Origin of the sequence: Streptomyces viridosporus T7A (assembly GCF_008704515.1) — a bacterium.
Lineage (GTDB): Bacteria > Actinomycetota > Actinomycetes > Streptomycetales > Streptomycetaceae > Streptomyces > Streptomyces viridosporus.
The window spans coordinates 428,163-447,740 of record NZ_CP023700.1 but is presented as its reverse complement, the minus strand read 5'-3'; the positions used below and the strand labels follow the sequence as shown (position 1 = coordinate 447,740).

Below are 19,578 nucleotides of genomic sequence, written 5' to 3'. Positions count from 1 at the left end.
CCCCCATGTCCCCTCGCACCGCCGTCCTCATCACCCTCACCGCCGTCGCCGCCGCCGTGGCCGCGCAGCGCACCGGGCTGCTCGTCCGGCTGGGGCGCGGCACCACCGTCCGCACCGTCCGCCCGGGTGCGCGATGACCCCGCCGACCACCCGGCTGACCGAGCGGCAACAGGCCTGGGCCGAGGCCGCGTGGAAGCTCATCACCCCCGAGCGGCTCACCGAACTCGTCGTCGGCATGGTCGACATCCCGAGCCCGACCGGTGAGGAGGCCGAACTCGCCCGCTGGCTGACCACCACGCTCGACCACGCGGGGCTCGACGCCCACTACCAGGCGATCGACGACCGCCAGGGCAACGCCGTCGCCCGGCTGCGCGGCGATGGCAGCGGCGAGGACCTGCTGCTCTACGCCCCGATCGACACCCTCACCGTCGGCGACCCCGAGGAGGACGTGCCCTGGGTCGGACCCGAACTGCGAGCGGACCTGCGGCCCCGCGCCGAGGTGCACGGCCACCACGTGCTCGGCCTGGGCGCCAGCAACCCCAAGGGGCACGGCGCGGCGGTCGTCGCCGCGGCGGAGGCGATCGCCCGCGCCCGGATCCCGCTGCGCGGCGACCTCGTCGTCGGCCTCGGCGCCGGCGGGATGCCGACCAACGGCCGCACCACCCGTGGTCTGACCCGGCACAACACCGGCCAGGGCAACGGCTGCTCGTTCCTGCTGGAGCAGGGCTGGTGGGCCGACCACGCCCTGATCGCCAAGCCGGGATGGGCCGTCTCCTGGGAGGAGGTGGGACTGTGCTGGTTCGAGATCCGCGTGCGCGGCACCTACACCTACGTCGGCAGCCGGCACCGGATGCCGTACCGCAACGCCATCGCCCACGCCGCCACCGTGATCGACGCCCTGGAGCGCTGGTTCCCCGAGTACACCGCCCGGCACACTGACGGGCTGGTCGCACCGCAGGGCATCGTGTCCTCCGTGGAGGGCGGCTGGCCGCGGATGGCGGCCGTGACCCCGGCCCTGTGCCGGATCATGGTCGACCTGCGCACCAGCCCCCGCTCGACACCCGCCGACGTACGCCGCGAGTTCGCCGCCGCCGTCGACGCGATCACCGCCGCGCACCCGGAGATCGAACTCGACTGGGACATGGTCCTGTCCATCCCCGGCACCCACACCCCCGAGGACGCCCCGGTCGTCGCGGCGGCCAAGGCCGCCTGGGAGGAGAGCACCGGCCGCCCGCACCAGCCCATCGTCGCCAACAGCGGCGCCACCGACGCCAACATCCTGCGCTCCCGCGGCCTGCCGACCGCCCGGATCGGCATGGACCGGATCGGCCCGGACGCCCCGCTGCCGCTGGACTTCCCCTCCGGGATGAACGTCGTCGACATCCGGGAGGCCCACCGGCTGACCCGCACCCTCGTGCACACCGCGATCGCGCTGTGCACCCAGGAACGGAGCACGCCCTGAACACCCGTATCGGATCACCACCGAACGCGGCGGCGTCGCCCACGCGGCCGAAGAGCACCAGCAAGGAGGAGTCATGAGCCGACTGGTCCTGGGCATCGGGGCGTCGCACAGCACCCTGATGAACACGCACTGGGCCGAGGTCGACCACCTCCCCGCCGCCCACCGCTTCCGCGACGGACTGGCCCGGGCGCGCGACGCGCTCGCCGCGGCCCGCCCGGACGCCGTCGTGGTCATCGGGTCCAACCACTTCCGCGGCATGTTCCTCGACCTGATGCCGGCCTTCACCGTCGGCGTCGGCGAGGTGAACGGCGCCGGCGAGGCCGGCACGCCCGGCGGCCCGCTCCCGGTCGACACCGACCTGGCCCGCGGCCTCGTCGACGGGCTGGTCGACGACGGGTTCGACCCGGCGTTCTCCCTGCGGCTCACCGTCGACCACGGCATCACCCACTCGCTCCAGCACCTGGTGCCCGACCTCGACGTACCGGTCGTCCCCGTCGTGATCAACATGTTCGCGCCGCCACTGCCTTCCCTGCGCCGCTGCCACGCGTTCGGCGCCGCCCTGCGCAAGGCCGTCCACGGCGACGGCCGGGACAAGCGGATCGCGGTCATCGCCTCCGGCGGACTGTCCCACCGGCTGCCCTGGCCCAAGTGGTTCGCCGCGCTGTCGGACGACGACCGGTTCCTCGTCCGGGCCTGGCTCAACGGCCGCACCTCCTGGGGCGAGTACGAGGTACGCCGCCGGCAGATCATCCGGGCCGCGGCACCGGACATCAACGAGGCGTTCGACCAGCGGTTCCTGCACCTGCTCGAGACCGGCGACCTCTCCGAGCTCCTCGACCGCACCGACGAACAGATCGAGAAGGAGGCGGGCAACGGAGCCCACGAACTGCGCGCCTGGATCGCGATGACCGCGGCCCTCACCTCCCCCGAGGGCCTGCCGACCGGCCGCACCCTCGCCTACGGGGCCGTCCCCGACTGGCTGACCGGCATGGGCGTCAGCCTCCTCACCCCCTCCCCGAAGGAGACCTCCGCATGACCCTCTGGACCGACCTGACCGGCACCGGCTTCGAGCTGTCGTACGCACCGGTGAAGGGCACCCGCACCCGCGTGCTGCGAGCCGGCGCCGGCGAGGCCGTGGTGATGCTCCACGGCACCAGCGGCCACCTCGAGGCCTTCGTGCGCAACGTGCCCGACCTGGCCGAGCACTACGAACTGCACGCCCTCGACATGCTGGGCCACGGCTACACCGACAACCCGGGCGGCGACCTGCGCATCCCGCGCTACGTGCGGCACGTGCTCGACTACCTCGACAGCCGCGGCATCGAGCGGGCCCACTTCATCGGCGAGTCCCTCGGCGGCTGGGTGGCCGGCCGACTGGCCGCCGACCACCCCGAGCGGGTCGGGCGGCTGATCCTCGTCGCCCCGGGGGGGACCGTGGCCAACCCCGAGGTCATGGACCGTATCCGCACCAGCACCAAGGCCGCCGTCACCAGCGACGACCGCGACCTCACCCGCCGGCGCCTCGAACTGCTGATGCACGACCCGGTGAACGTCTCCGAGGAACTCGTCGACGTGCGCCACGCCATCTACCACCGGCCCGAGTTCGTCGCCGGCATCGACGAACTGCTGTGCCTGCAGAAGATGGAGAACCGCACCGAGGACCTCCTCACCCCCGAGCAGATGGCCCGGATCACCGCGCCCACCCAGATCGTCTGGGGCGCGCAGAACCCCTTCGGCGACGTGCCGGAGGCGCACCGGATGCAGCAGTCGATCCCCGGCGCGGCCCTGGAGATCTTCCCGGAGTGCGGACACTGGCCCCAGCACGAGCACGCCGACCGTTTCAACAAGCTGGCGCTGGAATTCCTCGGCCGGGGCCGGGCATGACCGCCCCCGCCGCAGCGGCCGCGCCGCAGACCGGACTGCGGGTCGGGGTGCGCATCCCGCCGTGCGACCGGGCGGACCGGCTGGTCGCATCCGTGCGCCGGGCCGAGGAACTCGGCTTCGATCAGGTGTGGTTCCCCGACTCCCAGCTGCTGTGGCGGGACGTGTTCACGGTGCTGACCGCGGCTGCCCTGCACACCGAGCGGATCGGGCTGGGCACCGCGGTCACCAACCTGGTGACCCGGCACCCGGCCGTCGTCGCCTCCGCCGCGCGCAGCGTGGCCGAACTCGCCCCCGGCAGGTTCACCCTCGGCGTCGGCGTGGGCAACAGCTCGGTCGGCCCCGTCGGCCTGCGCCCGAGCACCGGGGCGGCGCTGCGGGAGGGGATCGGCCTGCTCCGTGCCCTGCTGGCCGGGCACGAGTGGGACTTCGGCGGGGTCCGCTCCCGGCTCCGCGACCCCCGGCCGGACGTGCCGATCCACATGGCCGCCAGCGGCCCGCGCAACCTGCGGCTTGCCGGGGAGGTGGCGGACGGCGTCATCCTGCTCAGCGGCGCCTCGCCGAAGACCCTGTCCGGTGCCACCGCCCGGGTGCGCGAGGGCGCCGAGACCGCGGGCCGCACCGATGAGGCCGTCCCGCTGACCGTCTCGGCGTTCTGCGCCGTGACCGACGACGTCGAGAAGGACGCGCGGACCCTCAAGCCGATCTGCGCGTCGATCGCGCAGAATGGCGGAGCGCCCTTCCTCGCCCTCGCGGGGATCGAACTCGACGTCCCCGCACAGGTGGAGGGGGTCTACCCGGACCTCGTGCACGCCGAGGACTGGGACGCGGCCGTCACCATCTGCTCGGAATGGGTCAGCGATGAGGCGGCCCTACGCTTCGCCCAGGAGTTCTGCCTGTTCGGCACCGCGCAGGAGATCACCGAACGGCTCCGGGAGCTGCACGCCACCGGAGTGAGCGGCGTGTTCCTCCAGCACGTCGGGTCCTACGACCTGCCCACCGAGTTGATCGAAGGCGTCGGCGCCACCGTGCTGCCCGCCCTGCGACCGGGAGCGGTCCGGTGAGCGTGCTGGAGGAGCTGGCCCGGCGCGGCCGGCGGGCGGCCGGGCAGGCCGACGCCGGCACCCGGTCGCTGGCCGCCCTCCACGTCCTCGACACGCTGGGCTGCGTCGTGGCCGGATCCTCCCACCCCCTCGCGGCGCAGCTCGCCCGGTTCACGACGGACACCGGCGACCGCCGTGAACCGGGCGAGCTGTACACACCCGCCCTGGCCGGACGGCACACGCTGCGCACCACCGTGTGGGCGGAGTCCGTGCTGGCGCACGCCGACGAGTACGACGCCCTGCACCCCGCCGCTGCGGTGGTGCCCGCGGCCGTCGTGGTCCCGGCCGCCCTGGCCGTGGCCGACCGCGAAGGACGGCCGGGCCGGGCCGTCGTCGACGCCGTGATCAGCGGATACGAGGTGGTCGTCGAGGCGGGCCTGCGCTTCGGCGGGCCCCGCCTGTACGGCACCGCCTGGTGGCCGACCGCGGTCTTCGGCGCCCTGGGCTCGGCCGCCGCGACGGCGAGCCTGCTGGACCTCGACCACGGGGAAACCACCGCGGCCCTGGGCCTGGCCGCGGCCGGTCTCGGCGGGCTGCTCAGCGCGGACGAGCTCGGCGCGGGCCACTATCTGCTGACCGGGCGCGCGGCGGCCGACGGGACGGAGGCCGCCCACCTGGCCCGCATCGGCGCCCGGGCCAGTGGCACCCTGCTGGACGGACCCGCCGCCGCGGCACTGGGCACACCCGCCGCGCCGTCCTCGCCCGGGGCGGAGCCACATCTGAACGACTGCGCGTTCAAGGCGTATCCGTGCGCCCGGCCGCTGCACGCGGCGCTCGACGCCCTGGAGACGCTGGCGGTCCAGGGGCTGCCGGTCGCGACGGCCCGCCGCGTCGAGATCCGGCTGCCCGAGGCACTGCTGCGCTTCGTCACCGCCGACCGGGCGCCGGCGGGCCCCACCGAGGCCGCGGCCAGCGCAGTCTTCGCCGTCGCCGCGTGGTTCCACGGGGCCGCCGCGGACGTCGGTTTCTTCCGGGGCGCGTTGCCCCCGGGCGTGCCGGAGGTGGCCCTGGGGCACGCCCCCGAACTCGACGCCCACCTGCCAGACCGCTGGGGCGCACGTGTGATCGTCGATCTCGCGGACGGCCGGCGGGTCGAGAAGGAGGTCCTGGGCGGAGGCGGAGGCGCCGCCCGCCCCTTGCCCGATGAAGCGGTCACGGACAAGTTCCGCCGCATCGTCGGCGCTGACGAAGGTGACGACCTCTGGGCGCAGTGGATCACGCAGTGCCTGTCCCTGGACACCGTGCCCGACATCGGCGACCTGCGACACACCCTGTGCCGACTGCTGCGGCGGTGAGCGCTTCCGCCCCCCTCTGCTCCGTCTCTCCCGAGGAACACCCACCCGCATCCCCTGATCCGCGAGGAGCCCGAATGACCAGCTACAAGATCGGCATCATCGGCGGCACCGGCCCCCAGGGCAAGGGCCTGGCCTACCGGTTCGCCCAGGCCGGTCACACCGTCGTCCTCGGCTCCCGGTCCACCGAGCGCGCGGAGCGGACGGCGACCGAGATCGTGCGCCGGGCCGGTGACGCCGTCTCGATCAGCGGGACGGACAATGCCACCGCCGCCGAGTCGGCGGACGTCGTGCTGCTCGCGGTGCCCTACAACGGTCATGCCGCACTGGTGGAATCGCTGCGCACCCGACTGGCCGGCAAGGTGGTACTCAGCTGTGTGAACCCGCTCGGCTTTGATCAGCGCGGTCCCTACGGTCTGAACGTCGCCGAGGGCAGTGCGGCCGAAGAGGCGCAGCGGATCGTCCCCGAGGCCAGGCTGGTAGGCGCGTTCCACCACCTGTCCGCGACGAGCCTGTGGAGCGGGGCCGGGCTGCTCGACCACGAGGACGTACTGGTCTGCGGCGACGACAGCGAGGCCAAGACGGTGGCCGTCGAGCTGGCACGCACGGTCACCGGCCGCGCCGGCATCGACGTCGGCGCACTGCGGCTGGCCCGTCAACTGGAGCCGTTCACCGCCGTGTTGATCGGCGTCAACAAGCGCTACAAGGTTCGCTCCGGTATCCGCATCGCCGGCCTCGGGCACGAAGGATGACCGTCGGCGGGGACGACCGCCTCCCCGACGCGCCCGCGCTGCCCGTTCCGAACGTCCCTCGTCCACTCCACTCATCCACCCCCTGCCGGAGGTGACCCGCATGCCCGTTCCGTACCGCCACCTGACCGCTTCCGGAGCGAGGCAGGCATGAGCGATCACGAATCCGGCGCCGCCGTGACCGAGGCGGCCGCCGCCCTGGGGGAAGCCGCCCGGACCGGATCTACCGCCTGGGGCGGCCGACGGCAGCCGCTCAGCGGGTCAGGGTCGGAAGGCTTGGTGGGGGGCGGGCTGGGCCCGGGCGATGAGCAGGGCGACGTCGTCGTGGTCGTCGGGGTGGCGCAGGGCGTGCAGGAGCCGGTCGCAGGTCTCCTCCAGGGGGCGCTCCGGGTCGTCGAGGAGGCCGAGGAGGGTGTTCAGGCGCTGGTCGATGGGTTGGTCGCGGGTCTCGACCAGGCCGTCGGTGTAGAGGATCAGTTGGTCACCGGGGCCCATGTCGAAGGTGGCGGTTCGGAACGGGATGCCGCCGACACCGAGGGGTGCGCCGGGGGGCAGGTCGAGCAGGTGGGGGACGCGGCCGGGGGGGACCAGGACGGGGGGCAGGTGGCCGGCGAGGCAGACGCGGCACTGTGCGCGGTGCGGGTCGTAGACGGCGAAGGCGCAGGTAGCGATGGTCTCCTCCAGCCGGGTGGTGGTGCGGTCGAGGAGTTCGAGGACCTCCGCGGGGGCGAGGTCGAGGTCGGCGAAGGCGCGGGTGGCGGTGCGCAGCTGGCCCATGGTGGCGGCGGCGTTGATGCCGCTGCCCATGACGTCGCCGACCACGAGGGCGGTCCTGTCGCCGGCCAGGGGGATGGCGTCGAACCAGTCGCCGCCGACCTCGGCGGTGGCTGCGGCGGGCTGGTACCGGCTGGCGACCTCCAGGCCCACCATGTGCGGCGGGTGCTGGGGGAGCAGGTGGCGTTGGAGGGCGAGGGCCGCGTGCCGCTGGCTGCGGTACCAGCGGGCGTTGTCGATGGACAGGGCGGCGCGGGCGGCCAGCTCGCCGGCCAGGACTTCGTCGTCGTGGGTGAACGGTTCGGGGTTGTGGGTGCGCTTGAGGTCGAGGAGTCCGAGGATCTCGCCGCGGGCGGTCAGCGGCACGGCCAGGTAGGAGTGCAGCCCGGCGCGGGCCAGGAGCTCGACCGCCTGGGGGGAGCGGGCGATGCGTGGCAGGTCGCGGCCCTCCACGCGGGGCACCCGGATCGGGTGGCGCAGGTTCACGCACTGGGCGGCCAGGCGGTCGGTGTCGTAGACGGCGAGTTCGCCGGGCGGGTCGGCGGCGCGGGCGGCCTCGGTGGGGCCGGCCGCGGTCACGGCGAGGGGGCGAAACAGCGCGGGCCCTTCGCGGGTCTCCGCCGTGTGGCCCTGCAGGACGGTGTCGAGCACGTCCACCGCGGCCACGTCGGCGAGGTCCGGCACGCACACCTCGGCCAGCTCGCGGGCGGTCTGCTCGAGGTCGAGCGTGGTCCCGATGCGCAGGGAGGCGTCGGCGATGAGCGCAAGCCGCCGCCGGGCCCGGGCCGCCTCGGTTTCCGTCCGGCGCCGCTCGGTGACGTCCACGATCGAGGCGGCCGTCCCCAGTACCCGTCCGCCGGGGTCCTCCAGCCGGTAGTGGGAGACCGACCAGGCATGTTCATGGCCGGGGTCGGCCGCGGTGCGGCCGACGGTGGGCTGGTCCAGCAGCGGGATTCCACTCTGCAGCACCTGGCGGACCGTGGCTTCGACGTCGGTGTCCAGATGCGGCAGGACCTTGCGAAGACGCTGGCCGAGGTGGTCGGCGGCGGGCAGGCCGTTGATCTGCTCCAACGCCGGGTTGACGGCCACGAACCGCAGGTCGGTGTCCAAAACGGCCAGCCCGATCGGAGACTGCTCGAACAGGCGCACCGACAGCGCCAGCCCCCGCTCCGCCTCCTGCAGCGTGGCCTGGTCAGAGGCGATCCCCAGGGCGTAGAGGTCCCCTTGGACGTCCTCCAGCCGCATGTTGCGGAACTCCACCATCTGCGTGCGGCCGTCCTTGCACCGGATGGGGAAACCGCCGGCCCAGCTCTCGCCGCTCGTCATGACCTGGGCGAACAGGTCAAGCACCTGCTCCAGGTGCTCCTCCGCAAGCAGCAGCCGGGCCGCATACTGGCCCAGCGCCTCCTGGGCGGTGTAGCCGAACAGGACCTCGGCCTGTGGGCTCCACAGCACGATCCGCCCGTCCGCGTCGAGAACGACGGCCGCGACACCCAGCACGTCCAGCAGTCCGCCCGGAGCGGAGGAGACGTCCCCCGTCTGATCCGCCCGGCCGTGAACAGCCCCGAAAGCTCCCACTGCGATCATTCCGGACACCCCTTTCGCCGGTCGTCACACGGCCTGTACCGGACCCGCCCGCGCCAGTCCCCCGCAGCCCTGAAGACTTTCCGGCCGGTCGTGCATCCCCGAGAGCCCGGGCATCCTTGCGCCCCATCCAGCACCGCGCCGCCGCCGACGTGCACGGTGGCATGAGCGCAGGGGCCCGTCCTCGGGTGTCTGCTCATCGCCCCGTGGGGCGACGGAAGACGCGGCGGTCGTGGCGGTGCGGTCATCACTCCGCCCGATGAACCCAAGTTTCCCGGCGCTCTTGTCCGGTGAGGCGGGCGACGAACACGCTGCGGCCATCGGTTGCCTCCTGCGTCTGGATGCACAGGCTGATCTCGATCAGCCTGCCGTCGCGGTGGAGGGCCGGCATGGCGACCTGCCGGCCGAGGATGTATGCCTGTCCGGTGAGCAGCAGGGAGGTGAAGGCGGCGACGTGGCGTTCGCGCAGGTGTTCCGGGATGATCATGGTGACCCGCTGCCCGATGAGGTCGCTCGGGTGCCAGCCCAGCAGTTCGGCCGCCGCCGCGTTCGCGGCGATGATCCGGTTGCCGTCGTCGGCGGCGATGGTCGGGGTGCTGCTCGCCTGTAGTCGGCCGGGATCGAAGGGGGCCAGCTCGGGGGATGTGGCGCTGGGCTCGCGGGGCACCGCGGTCCAGGCAGTGGGGTCGTGCCCGGCGAGCTGGCCGGTGATCTGCCCGAGAAGCCAGTGGGTGACGGCGCGGATCTGCGGCAGGGCCGGCCGGGTCAGCAGTTGCCCCCGGCGGGCCGCTTCGTCGGCCGCGTCCAGCATCCGGCCCAGGGTGAGTACGGCCTCCCGGGCGCCGGCGGGCATCTGCACGCGGACCGTGCGCAGGTCCCCGCGGGCGTGGTGTTCGGACGCGGAGGCCAGACGCGCGCTGATGAGGTGGTTGGTGTCGTGCGCGGTCAGCAGGTCTTCCAGCGGGACCGAGGGCGGGTCGCCCGCAGACGCCGCCAGCAGGAATTCACGCAGCAACGCGTCGCGGTGCTGCTGGGCCGCCGCGTGCAGCGCGCCGGGCAGATCGACCAGCTCCACGGTCACCATCGTCGCAAGGGGCGCGGCAGGGATGCTCCAGCCCGATGCCGGCGGCTCGGGGGTGCCGGGCCGCAGCTCGAACCAGACCGTCTTGCCGTCCTCGCCGACCAGGACACCGTGGCTGGAGGCCAGCTGTTCGACCATGGCCAGACCCCGGCCGGTACCGGCATACGCCGTGCCGCCCGTGCGGGGCACCAGGACGCGGTTCGGGTCCTGATCGCTGACGTGGACGTGCACCCGCCCGTCCGCAGCCCAGGCCCGCACCTCCACCTCGGTGTGCGCGTGCACCACCGCGTTGGTCACCAACTCGCTGACCAGCAGCTGCGCGGTGTCCACCACATCCGGGGCCGCCCCGTCCAGCACATCCCGCACAAACCGCCGGGCCGCCGCGGCGCTCTGCGGCCGCGGTGGCAACCGCCGCAACGGCGCACCGGCCGGGCCAGGCGTAGCCATACCACCAGTCTGCCCGCCCCGGCGGCCCCTGTCGTCCCTGGTGATCACGCAGAGATCGCCGCGCCCGAGGCCGTTCCATCCGCGCTGTTTGAAAGTTGCGCAACACACTGCGCGAGCGCTTCCCGGGCGCGCTGACCGCCTCTGCGTCCCTGGATCTGACCAGCACCGACGCCCTGGAACTGCTGGTCAAGGCGCCTACCCCGGGGCAGGCGGCGAAGCTCACGAAGCCGCAGATCATCGCGGGCCTGGCCCGGCACCGGCGCCACCACCGCGACCAGAAGGCCGGCGCGATCCAGGCCGCGCTCCGCGAGCCCCAGCTCGGCTTCGCCATCCCGGTCGCGACCGCCTATGGTGCCGCCGCGACCGCGCATGCCAGGCTCCTGCTGGAGCGCTCGGCCAGACGCATTCTGAAACGATCAGTTCGGTGATCTGATGAGCTGACTGTTCGTGGTCGGACTCGCCATGTAGTGCTGCCGGATCGTCTCAGTCGGGCAACGGAACTCGCATCGCGCCCTCTGCACAGGCTGTCCTCAGGTGATCGACCAGAACGTCCTGCAGGGCTCGGGGCGTCTCGACGGCGAGGTGGCCGCAAGGGATGGTCTCCAGCACACTGTCCGCAATGCCCTCGGCAAGCTCCCGCGCGTGCTTCAGTGGTGTGGCGGTGTCCAAGGCGCCCCCGACGACGAGGGTGGGGGCGCTGATCGTCGCGAGGTCGGGGCGCAGATCGTACGCGGCGAGGGCGTCACAGCAGGCGGCGTATCCGACGGGGTCGGCAGCGGCGAGGGTACCGAGCAGCCTGCGGCCGAAGGGAGAGTCGGCGAAGGACCGGTCGGCGAACCAGCGGCCCGGGCTGGTCTCCAACAGGGGAGCGGTCCCCTGGAGCCTTACCAGATCGGCCCGCTCGTGCCACGGCTGCGCGGCACCGAAGTGCGCGGAGGAGCAGACCAGGGCCAAGGAGGCGACTCGGTCCGGATGATGGGCCGCGAGGTGGGTGCCGATGGCTCCGCCCAGGGAGATGCCCGCGTAGTGGAAGCGGCTCCAGCCGTACTGATTGGCCAGGTCGAGGACCAGCGACGCCAGGTCTCCCACTGTCGTACGGCCCGGCTCGGGGGCGGGCAGGATATCTGCGGAGGAACCGCCATGTCCGGGCAGGTCGAAGCGCAGCACCCGGAAACGGCGGCTCAAGGAGGGCAACTGGGGCTCCCAGACCGCCTTGGAAGTGCCCAGCGACGGGCCGAGGACCAGGGGCGGAGCGTCCGCCGGTCCGACGAGGTGGTGGTGCAACAAGGGAGATGCCGGCACGGCGGGCTCCTGGAGGGTTACTGGCGTTCGAGGACGAGGGCGAGGCCCTGGCCGACGCCGATGCAGAGGGTGGCGACGCCGATGCCGGTGCCCCTGCGGGCGAGCTGGTGGGCGACGGTGCCGGCGAGCCGGGCGCCGGAGGCGCCCAGGGGGTGGCCGAGAGCGATGGCGCCGCCCCGGGGGTTGAGGATCGCGGGGTCGAACTCGGGCCACTCGGCCAGGCAGCCCAGCACCTGGGCGGCGAAGGCCTCGTTGAGTTCGAGGACGTCCAGGTCGGCCAGGGTCCTGCCGGCCTTGGCGAGCGCGCGGTTGACGGCTTCGACGGGGGCGAGCCCGAAGTAGTGCGGGTCGGTGGCGGACACGCCGGTGGCCGAGATCCGGGCCAGCGGTTCGCGGCCGGTGGCCTTCAGACCCTCCTCGTCCACCAGGAGCAGGGCGGCGGCTCCGTCGTTGAGCGGGGAGGCGTTGCCCGCGGTGACCGTGCCTCCGTCCGTGCGGAAGGACGGCTTCAGCTTGGCCATCGCGGTCAGAGAGGCGTCGGGCCGTACGCACTCGTCGGCGGCGAGGACGACCGGGTCGCCCTTGCGCCGCGGGATCGTCACCGGAGCCAGCTCGGCGTCGAACAGGCCCTCGGCCTGCGCCTTGGCCGCCTTCTGGTGGGAGGCGAGGGCGAACTCGTCCTGCTGCTCACGGCTGATCTTGTGCTTGTCGGCGATGAGCTCGGCGGACTCGCCCAGCGGGATCGTCCACTGCGGGTCCATCCTCGGGTTGACCATGCGCCAGCCGAGGGTGGTGGAGTGCAGCTCGGCGTGGCCGGCTGGGAACGGCCGGTCCGACTTGGGCAGCACGTACGGGGCCCGGGTCATGGACTCCGCGCCGCCCGCCACGGCGATGGAGGCATCGCCCACGGCGATGGCGCGGGCGGCCTGGATGACCGCCTCCAGGCCGGAGGCGCACAGCCGGTTGACGGTCACGCCCGGCACCGTGGTGGGCAGGCCGGCCAGCAGCGCGGCCATGCGGGCGACGTTGCGGTTCTCCTCGCCGGCGCCGTTGGCGTTGCCGAAGTACACGTCCTTGATCCTGGCCGGGTCCAACTGAGGGGTGCGGGCGAGGAGTTCACGCAGCGCATGAGCGGCGAGGTCGTCCGGGCGCACCGAGGCCAGGCCGCCGTTGTAGCGGCCGATCGGGGTGCGCACGGCATCGACGAGGTAGACGTCCTTCACTTCAGGCCCTCCAGGGCGGTCAGCTCGGCGTCGGTCCTGACGGTGATCTCCTCGACGGTGACGCCGGGTGCGGTCTCGACGAGCAGCAGTCCGTCGTCGGTGACGTCGAGGACGCCGAGGTCGGTGATGATCCGGTCCACGCAACGCTTGCCGGTCAGCGGCAGCGTGCACTCGGCGAGGATCTTCGGCGAGCCGTCCTTGGCGGTGTGGGTCATCACGACGATGACCGTGCGGGCGCCGTGGACGAGATCCATGGCCCCGCCGATCCCGGTGATCAGCTTGCCGGGGATGGCCCAGTTGGCCAGGTCCCCGCGCGCGGAGACCTGCATGGCGCCGAGGACGGCGACGTCGATGTGCCCGCCCCGGATCATCGAGAAGGACAGCGCCGAGTCGAAGAAGGAGGCGCCCGGCAGGACGGTCACGGTCTCCTTCCCGGCGTTGATCAGGTCCGGGTCGACGGCGTCCTCGGCGGGGTAGGGGCCGGTGCCCAGGATGCCGTTCTCGCTCTCCAGCACCACCTCGACACCGGGCGGGAGGTGGTTGGGGATGAGCGTGGGCAGGCCGATGCCGAGGTTGACGTACTGGCCGTCCCGCAGCTCGCGGGCCGCCCGCGCGGCCATCTGCTCCCGTGTCCAGGCCATCAGCCGCTCACCGTCCGCCGCTCGATCTTCTTGTCGGCCGCCTGCCCGGGCGTCAGCGCGACCACCCGCTGCACGAAGACGCCCGGCAGGTGCACCGCGTCGGGGTCGACGGCGCCGGGCTCGACCAGTTCCTCCACCTCGGCGATGGTGACCCGCCCGGCCATCGCCGCGAGGGGGTTGAAGTTGCGGCTCGACTTGTTGAACACCAGGTTCCCGTGCCGGTCGCCCCGCGCCGCCCGCACCAGGGCGTAGTCGGTGCGGATGCCGCGCTCCAGCACGTACTCCACCCCGTCGAAGGTGCGCACCTCCTTGGGCGGCGAGGCCAGCGCCACCCCGCCGTTCCCGTCGTAGCGCCAGGGCAGTCCGCCCTCGGCGACCTGCGTGCCCACCCCGGCCGGGGTGTAGAAGGCCGGGATGCCGGCCCCGCCCGCGCGCAGCCGCTCCGCGAGCGTGCCCTGCGGGATCAGCTCCACCTCCAGCTCCCCGGCCAGGTACTGCCGGGCGAACTCCTTGTTCGCGCCGATGTAGGAACCGGTCACCCGGGCGATCCGCCCCGCCGCCAGCAGCACCGCGAGCCCGGACTCCAGCGCCCCGCAGTTGTTGGAGACCACCGACAGGCCGCCGACCCCGCGCTCGTGCAGCGCCCGGATCAGCACGTCCGGCACACCGCTCAGCCCGAAACCGCCCACCGCCAGCGACGCACCGTCCGGTACGTCGGCCACCGCCTCCCCGGCGGAGGCCACCACCTTGTCCCTCACGCCACGACCTCGCCGGCTGTCAGGTCGGAGGGGTGCTGGGCCAGGGGTGTGACCTCGATCGTCATGTAGGGGAAGAGGGGCAGGTTCCACAGGATGCGGTGCAGCGCCTCGTTGTCGGCGACGTCGAAGACGCTGATGTTGGCGTACTGCCCGACGCAGCGCCAGATGTGCACCCACTCACCACTCTTCTGCAGCTCCTGGCAGTAGGCCTTCTCACGGGCCACCAGGTCCCCGCGGACCTCGGGGTCGAGGTCACGCGGGATGGCGACGTCCATACGTACGGCGAAGAGCACGGTCGATCACGCCTTGTCGAGAACGAAGTCGTAGGTGACCTCGTGGTTGTCGCCCTTGCCGGTCGGCTTCGGGTCCAGGATGAGTTCGGGCTTCACGGCGGAGGCGATGTCGTTCTCGACGTGCGTGCCGCCCTTGAAGTAGAGCTGGGTGGTGATGAGCTGGTGGCCCGGCGCGGAGACCTTCAGGTGCAGGTGCGCCGGGCGCCAGGCGTGCCAGCCGGCCGCCGCGATCAGACTGCCGCAGGCGCCGTCGGTGGGGATCTGGTACGGCGCGGGCTGAACGGTGTGGATCCAAAAGCGGCCGGTCTCGTCGGCGACGACGGTGCCGCGCAGGTTCCACTCGGGCAGGCCCGGCGCGAACTGGGAGTAGAAGCCGTCGTCGTCGGCGTGCCAGATCTCCACCTTGGCGGCGGGCAGCGGGGTGCCGTCGACCGACCTGACCTGGCCCTGGAACAGGAGCGGGGTGCCGGCCTCGTTCTCCCGCATGGGCAGGGTCGCCTCGGCGGGCAGTCGGGGCGAGTCGGGGACGTAGTACGGACCCTCGATGGTGCCCTTGCTGCCCTCGCGGCTCTCGTTGGCGACCTCCTCGACGACGTGTTCGACCCAGACGTCCAGGAAGAGCGGCCACTCACCGTCCTCGCCGACCTGGATCAGCCATGCCTTGAGGGCGTTGTACTCCTCGTAGGTCACCTTGTGGCGGCGGACGATGTCGTGGGCGGCGGTGAGCAGTTCGGTGACGAGGGTGTCGACGCGCTCGGTGTCGGACCCGGCGGCACCGGCGGCCCGCCGACTGCGGAACTGCTCGGTGGCGGCGGCTCCGGACTTGGCGGCGGTGGCCTGCTCGATGGTGGTGTCAGTCATGATCGTCCCGTCTTCTCAGGAGGAATGGGGGTTCAGCGGTCCTTGCGGTAGCGGTCGAGCTTCTCGGGGTCGATGGCGATGCCGAGTCCGGCGCCCTCGCGGACGCGCAGGGTGCCGTCCTTGATGCGCAGCGGCTCGGTGAGGAGGTCGTCGGTCATGTCGAGGAAGTTGGAGAGTTCGCCGGCGTGCCGGGTGGACCAGCGGTGGGCGGCGCCGAAGGCGACCGAGCACAGGGTGCCGATCTGGCCGTCGATCTGGTTGCCCATGACCACCTCCACACCGAGTCCCTCGCACTCGTGCAGCACGCGCTGGGAGGCGGTGAAGCCGGTGCGGGCGGTCTTGATGCTGATGGCGGTGGCAGAGCCGCCGAGGAGTTCGCGGGTCACCTCGCCGGTACGGGTGGCGCTCTCGTCGGCGATGAAGGGCACCGGGCTCTGCGCGACCAGCCAGCGCCGGCCGAGCACGTCGTCGGCGGGGCAGAGTTCCTCGGCGAAGAGCAGCCCCAGATCGGCCATCTCCCGCAGCGCGCGGGCTGATTCGGCGGCGCTCCAGCCCCGGTTGCCGTCGATGTACAACTCGATGTCGTCTCCGAGCGCCTCGCGCAGGGCGCGGCAGGCGGCGACATCCTCGGTGTAGGGACGGCGGCCGACCTTCACCTTGAAGGTGGTGATGCCGTAGGTGTCGCGGATCCGCTCGGCCTCCGTCACCATCTCGTCGGCGGGGGCGAAGCCGACCATGTGGCTGACCCGCATGCGGTCGGTGTAGCCGCCGAGCAGTCCGGACACCGGCATCCCGGCGGCCTGGCCGAGGATGTCCCACAGGGCCATGTCGATCGCCGCCTTGGCGGTCGGGTTGCCCACGGTGCGGTCCAGCCGGGCGTGCACGGCCTCCCGCTCCAGCGCCGTCAGTCCCAGGATCTGCGGCGCGAGGATCTTGTCGATCACCGCGACGATCGACTCCTGGGTCTCGCCGTAGGTGTACGGGCGGGGCGGCGCCTCCGCGGTGCCCACCAGTCCTTCGTCGGTGTACACCCGGACCAGGACGTGGTCGGCGGTGTGCACCTCACCGCTGGCGAATCTCAGTGGTTTCGCATAAGGAATGGCAAAGGGAATTGCCTCCACTCGGACGATTTTCATGCCGCTCCTTCGAGAAATACGTCATGGCGTTCCAGCACCTCGAGGAGGTTCCGCAGCAGCGGGGAGTCGTCCTCCGCGCGCCAGGCCAGGACCAGTGGGACGGACAGCGCGTCCTCGATGTCCTTGCACGCCACGCCCTCGCGGGGCGCGGAGCGGATCGAGTCGGGCAGGACGGCCACGCCGAACCCGGCGGCGACCAAGGCCAGGGCGGCCGAGGTCTCGGTGACCTCGTAGGCACAGTGCGGGTAGAAGCCGGAGGCGAGGCAGCTGCGGACGACGGCGTCGTTGACGACGGAGCCGAGCGCGGCGCCGTACATGATGAAGTCCTCGTGGCGCAGCTGCTCGACGCGGACCGTGTCGGCTTCGGCGAGCCAGTGCTCCTCGGGCACGGCGACGACCAGCCGCTCGTCGGCGAGCGGGCGGTGGGTGATGCCCTCCTGACGGATCGGCGGGCGCAGGACGCCGACGTCGAGGCGCCGCTCGATCAGCCCGAGTTCCTGGGCGGGCGTGAGCATCTCGGTGTGCACCTCCATCATCACGTGCGGCATCTCGCGCTTGAGCAGCCGGGCGAGTGCGGGCAGTTGCCGGTACGAGGCGGAGCCCGTCAGGCCGACCCGCAGCACCCCTTCCAGCCCCGAGGCGAAACGCCCGACCCTCGCCACCGCCTCGTCGACGGCCTTGAGGATGCGCTCCACATCGGTGCGGAACACTTCGCCGGCGGCGGTCAGGGCGACCTGCCGGGTCGTGCGGGTGAACAGGTCCACGCCCAGTTCCGTCTCCAGGCGGCGGATGGCCTGGGAGAGCGGGGGTTGGGCCATGTGCAGGCGTTCCGCGGCCTTCCCGAAATGACATGTGTCGGCGACGGCCGCGAAATACCGAAGGTGCCTGAGTTCCATCGGGCTGCCCCTTTCCTCTCGGGGCCCTCGAATGCGCTTCAGCGTAGGGAGCGAACCCCATAGCCCACAAATATCTGGTTCGAGGGTATTGAGACGACGGAGATATCAATACCCCCCTGGGTCAACCCTGGGGGAATGTCTGGGGCCGACTCTTCACCGCGCTGTCATGGTGCTGCAAAGCAATGGAAACGAAGCCGCCGACCAGGTCGGCCGGCTCGGTCGAGGTGAAAGGGACGGGAACATGGCCGACTTCAGCCGTGCGCGGACCATCCTCGAAGACGCCCTCGTGGAGGACCCGGGCAACGGTGTGTACCGGGTCCGGCGCAGTGTCTTCACCGACGAGGAGCTTTTCGAGCTCGAGATGAAGCACATCTTCGAGGGGAACTGGGTCTACCTCGCGCACGAGAGTCAGGTCCCCGAGGCCGGGGACTACTTCACGACGTACATCGGCCGTCAGCCCGTCGTCATCTCCCGTGACAAACAGGGCGAGTTGCACTGTCTGATCAACGCGTGCAGCCACCGCGGCGCGATGCTGTGCCGCCGCAAGACCGACAACCGCACCACCTTCACCTGCCCCTTCCACGGCTGGACGTTCAGCAACAGCGGCCGGCTGCTGAAGGTGAAGGACCCGCGCGAGGCCGGCTATCCCGAGCAGTTCAACAAGAACGGCTCCCACGACCTGACCAAGGTCGCCCGGTTCGAGTCCTACCGGGGTTTCCTCTTCGGCAGCCTGAACCCGCACGTCAAGCCGCTCACCGAGCACCTGGGGGACGCGGCGGCCGTCATCGACATGATCGTCGACCAGTCGCCGGAGGGGCTGGAGGTGCTGCGCGGCTCCTCCACCTACACCTACGACGGCAACTGGAAGCTGCAGGCGGAGAACGGCGCCGACGGCTACCACGTCTCCGCCACCCACTGGAACTACGCCGCCACCCAGGCCCGCCGCACCTCCGGCGAGTCCAAGAACGACACGAAGACGATGGACGCGGGCGGCTGGTCCAAGCAGAAGGGCGGCTTCTACTCCTTCGACCACGGCCACTTGCTGCTGTGGACCAAGTGGCTCGACCCCGCCAACCGGCCCCTCCACGACAAGCGCGACGAACTGGTCGAGCGGGTCGGTCCCGAGCGGGCCGACTGGATGATCGGCGTCTCCCGCAATCTGTGCCTGTACCCCAACGTGTACCTGATGGACCAGTTCAGTTCGCAGATCCGGCACTTCCGGCCCATCTCCGTCGACAAGACCGAGGTCACCATCTACTGCATCGCCCCCAAGGGCGAGCCGGCCGAGGCCCGCGCGCGCCGCATCCGACAGTACGAGGACTTCTTCAACGCCACCGGCATGGCCACCCCGGACGACCTGGAGGAGTTCCGCTCCTGCCAGAAGACCTACCTCGCCGAGTCCATGCCCTGGAACGACCTCAGCCGCGGTGCCGTGCACCAGATCGACGGCCCCGACGAGGACGCCAAGAAGATCGGCATCAACCCGGTCGCCAGCGGCGTGCGCACCGAGGACGAGGGCCTCTACTCCATCCAGCACGGCTACTGGCTCGACACCCTGCGCAAGGCCCTGAAGGAGGCGAAGTGACCACGGTGACCGAACAGTTCACGCTGGAGGAGATCCGGCAGTTCCTCTACCGCGAGGCCCGATACCTGGACGACCGCGAGTTCGAGAAGTGGCTGGAGTGCTACCACCCGGACGCCGAGTTCTGGATGCCGGCCTGGGCGGACGACGACGAGCTCACCCGCGATCCACAGCGCGAGATCTCCCTGATCTACTACCCGAGCCGGGCCGGCCTGGAGGACCGCGTCTTCCGCATCCGCACCGACCGCTCCAGCGCGACCAGCCTGCCCGAGCCGCGCACCGGTCACAACATCACCAACGTCGAGGTCACCGGCCGCGACGGCGACACGGTGGACGTGCGCTTCAACTGGTTCACGCTCTACTACCGCTACCAGGCCGTCGACACGTACTTCGGCACGTCGTACTACACCCTCGACCTGTCGGGGCCCGAGCCGCTCATCACGCGCAAGAAGGTCGTCCTGAAGAACGACTACGTGCACCACGTCGTCGACATCTACCACATCTGAGCCCCCG

The 19,578-nt window shown here is 71.8% G+C and carries 20 protein-coding genes; 10 read left to right on the top strand and 10 right to left on the bottom strand.

The genetic code is table 11. The features are described from left to right. Positions 1 to 5 precede the first annotated feature (5 nt). The 7 genes from CP969_RS34165 (at position 6) to npdG (ending at position 6,490) form a co-directional block, all read left to right on the top strand. Positions 6 to 137 (top strand): hypothetical protein, encoded by a 132-nt coding sequence (locus CP969_RS34165; RefSeq protein WP_004993273.1) that lies wholly within the window; start codon positions 6 to 8, stop codon positions 135 to 137. Next, positions 134 to 1,462, top strand: a complete 1,329-nt coding sequence (locus CP969_RS02220) for a peptidase dimerization domain-containing protein (RefSeq protein WP_004993274.1) — start codon at positions 134 to 136, stop codon at positions 1,460 to 1,462. The genes CP969_RS34165 and CP969_RS02220 overlap by 4 nt, the downstream gene beginning before the upstream one ends. 73 nt (positions 1,463 to 1,535) lie before the next feature. Beyond that, positions 1,536 to 2,498 carry a DODA-type extradiol aromatic ring-opening family dioxygenase gene (locus CP969_RS02215; RefSeq protein ID WP_016828106.1) on the top strand — a complete coding sequence of 321 codons (963 nt, stop codon included), beginning with the start codon at positions 1,536 to 1,538 and terminating at the stop codon, positions 2,496 to 2,498. Further along, entirely contained in the window at positions 2,495 to 3,346 is an 852-nt protein-coding gene (locus CP969_RS02210; RefSeq protein WP_016828107.1) for an alpha/beta fold hydrolase, read from the top strand. Before CP969_RS02215 ends, CP969_RS02210 begins: the two co-directional genes overlap by 4 nt. After that, the gene (locus CP969_RS02205; protein WP_016828108.1) at positions 3,343 to 4,407 is read left to right on the top strand and encodes an LLM class flavin-dependent oxidoreductase; all 1,065 of its coding nucleotides are present in this window, start codon (positions 3,343 to 3,345) and stop codon (positions 4,405 to 4,407) included. Before CP969_RS02210 ends, CP969_RS02205 begins: the two co-directional genes overlap by 4 nt. Continuing rightward, on the top strand, positions 4,404 to 5,741 hold the full coding sequence (locus tag CP969_RS02200) for an MmgE/PrpD family protein (RefSeq protein ID WP_016828109.1): 1,338 nt from the start codon (positions 4,404 to 4,406) through the stop codon (positions 5,739 to 5,741). Before CP969_RS02205 ends, CP969_RS02200 begins: the two co-directional genes overlap by 4 nt. 74 nt (positions 5,742 to 5,815) lie before the next feature. Continuing rightward, positions 5,816 to 6,490, top strand: coding sequence for an NADPH-dependent F420 reductase (gene npdG, locus CP969_RS02195; RefSeq protein WP_004993279.1), 675 nt, complete (start codon positions 5,816 to 5,818; stop codon positions 6,488 to 6,490). Positions 6,491 to 6,748: 258 nt separating this feature from the next. Here the strand turns inward: npdG and CP969_RS02190 are convergent, their stop codons facing one another. After that, positions 6,749 to 8,848 (bottom strand): SpoIIE family protein phosphatase, encoded by a 2,100-nt coding sequence (locus CP969_RS02190; protein ID WP_050793834.1) that lies wholly within the window; start codon positions 8,846 to 8,848, stop codon positions 6,749 to 6,751. Positions 8,849 to 9,092: 244 nt separating this feature from the next. Further along, on the bottom strand, positions 9,093 to 10,373 hold the full coding sequence (locus CP969_RS02185) for an ATP-binding protein (protein ID WP_223887030.1): 1,281 nt from the start codon (positions 10,371 to 10,373) through the stop codon (positions 9,093 to 9,095). Between the two features lie 95 nt (positions 10,374 to 10,468). Here CP969_RS02185 and CP969_RS02180 point away from each other — a divergent pair, with 95 nt between their 5' ends. Then, positions 10,469 to 10,801 (top strand): hypothetical protein, encoded by a 333-nt coding sequence (locus CP969_RS02180; protein ID WP_016828112.1) that lies wholly within the window; start codon positions 10,469 to 10,471, stop codon positions 10,799 to 10,801. A gap of 55 nt (positions 10,802 to 10,856) precedes the next feature. Here CP969_RS02180 and CP969_RS02175 read toward each other — a convergent pair whose 3' ends face one another. From CP969_RS02175 to CP969_RS02140, 8 genes are read right to left on the bottom strand one after another with little or no spacing between them, the layout of a single operon-like run. Next, entirely contained in the window at positions 10,857 to 11,675 is an 819-nt protein-coding gene (locus tag CP969_RS02175) for an alpha/beta fold hydrolase (RefSeq protein WP_223887029.1), read from the bottom strand. A gap of 17 nt (positions 11,676 to 11,692) precedes the next feature. Then, complete coding sequence (locus CP969_RS02170; RefSeq protein WP_016828114.1) at positions 11,693 to 12,898, bottom strand: thiolase family protein; 1,206 nt, start codon at positions 12,896 to 12,898, stop codon at positions 11,693 to 11,695. Continuing rightward, entirely contained in the window at positions 12,895 to 13,539 is a 645-nt protein-coding gene (locus CP969_RS02165; RefSeq protein ID WP_016828115.1) for a CoA transferase subunit B, read from the bottom strand. Before CP969_RS02165 ends, CP969_RS02170 begins: the two co-directional genes overlap by 4 nt. Continuing rightward, a complete protein-coding gene (locus CP969_RS02160) occupies positions 13,539 to 14,297 on the bottom strand; it encodes a CoA transferase subunit A (RefSeq protein WP_016828116.1) in 759 nt (252 codons plus the stop codon). Before CP969_RS02160 ends, CP969_RS02165 begins: the two co-directional genes overlap by 1 nt. Beyond that, on the bottom strand, positions 14,294 to 14,590 hold the full coding sequence (gene catC / locus CP969_RS02155) for a muconolactone Delta-isomerase (protein ID WP_026085510.1): 297 nt from the start codon (positions 14,588 to 14,590) through the stop codon (positions 14,294 to 14,296). The genes CP969_RS02160 and catC overlap by 4 nt, the downstream gene beginning before the upstream one ends. Positions 14,591 to 14,596: 6 nt before the next feature. Further along, complete coding sequence (catA, locus tag CP969_RS02150) at positions 14,597 to 15,451, bottom strand: catechol 1,2-dioxygenase (RefSeq protein ID WP_016828118.1); 855 nt, start codon at positions 15,449 to 15,451, stop codon at positions 14,597 to 14,599. Positions 15,452 to 15,483: 32 nt separating this feature from the next. Continuing rightward, positions 15,484 to 16,587 (bottom strand): mandelate racemase/muconate lactonizing enzyme family protein, encoded by a 1,104-nt coding sequence (locus CP969_RS02145; protein ID WP_004993292.1) that lies wholly within the window; start codon positions 16,585 to 16,587, stop codon positions 15,484 to 15,486. Next, the gene (locus tag CP969_RS02140; RefSeq protein ID WP_016828120.1) at positions 16,584 to 17,483 is read right to left on the bottom strand and encodes a LysR substrate-binding domain-containing protein; all 900 of its coding nucleotides are present in this window, start codon (positions 17,481 to 17,483) and stop codon (positions 16,584 to 16,586) included. The genes CP969_RS02145 and CP969_RS02140 overlap by 4 nt, the downstream gene beginning before the upstream one ends. A 241-nt stretch (positions 17,484 to 17,724) precedes the next feature. Here CP969_RS02140 and benA point away from each other — a divergent pair, with 241 nt between their 5' ends. Both benA and benB read left to right on the top strand, forming a co-directional pair. After that, positions 17,725 to 19,068: a benzoate 1,2-dioxygenase large subunit gene (benA, locus tag CP969_RS02135; RefSeq protein WP_004993294.1), complete on the top strand. Its 1,344-nt coding sequence runs from the start codon at positions 17,725 to 17,727 to the stop codon at positions 19,066 to 19,068. After that, positions 19,065 to 19,571: a benzoate 1,2-dioxygenase small subunit gene (gene benB, locus CP969_RS02130; protein WP_016828121.1), complete on the top strand. Its 507-nt coding sequence runs from the start codon at positions 19,065 to 19,067 to the stop codon at positions 19,569 to 19,571. Before benA ends, benB begins: the two co-directional genes overlap by 4 nt. The last annotated feature ends 7 nt before the right edge of the window (positions 19,572 to 19,578 follow it).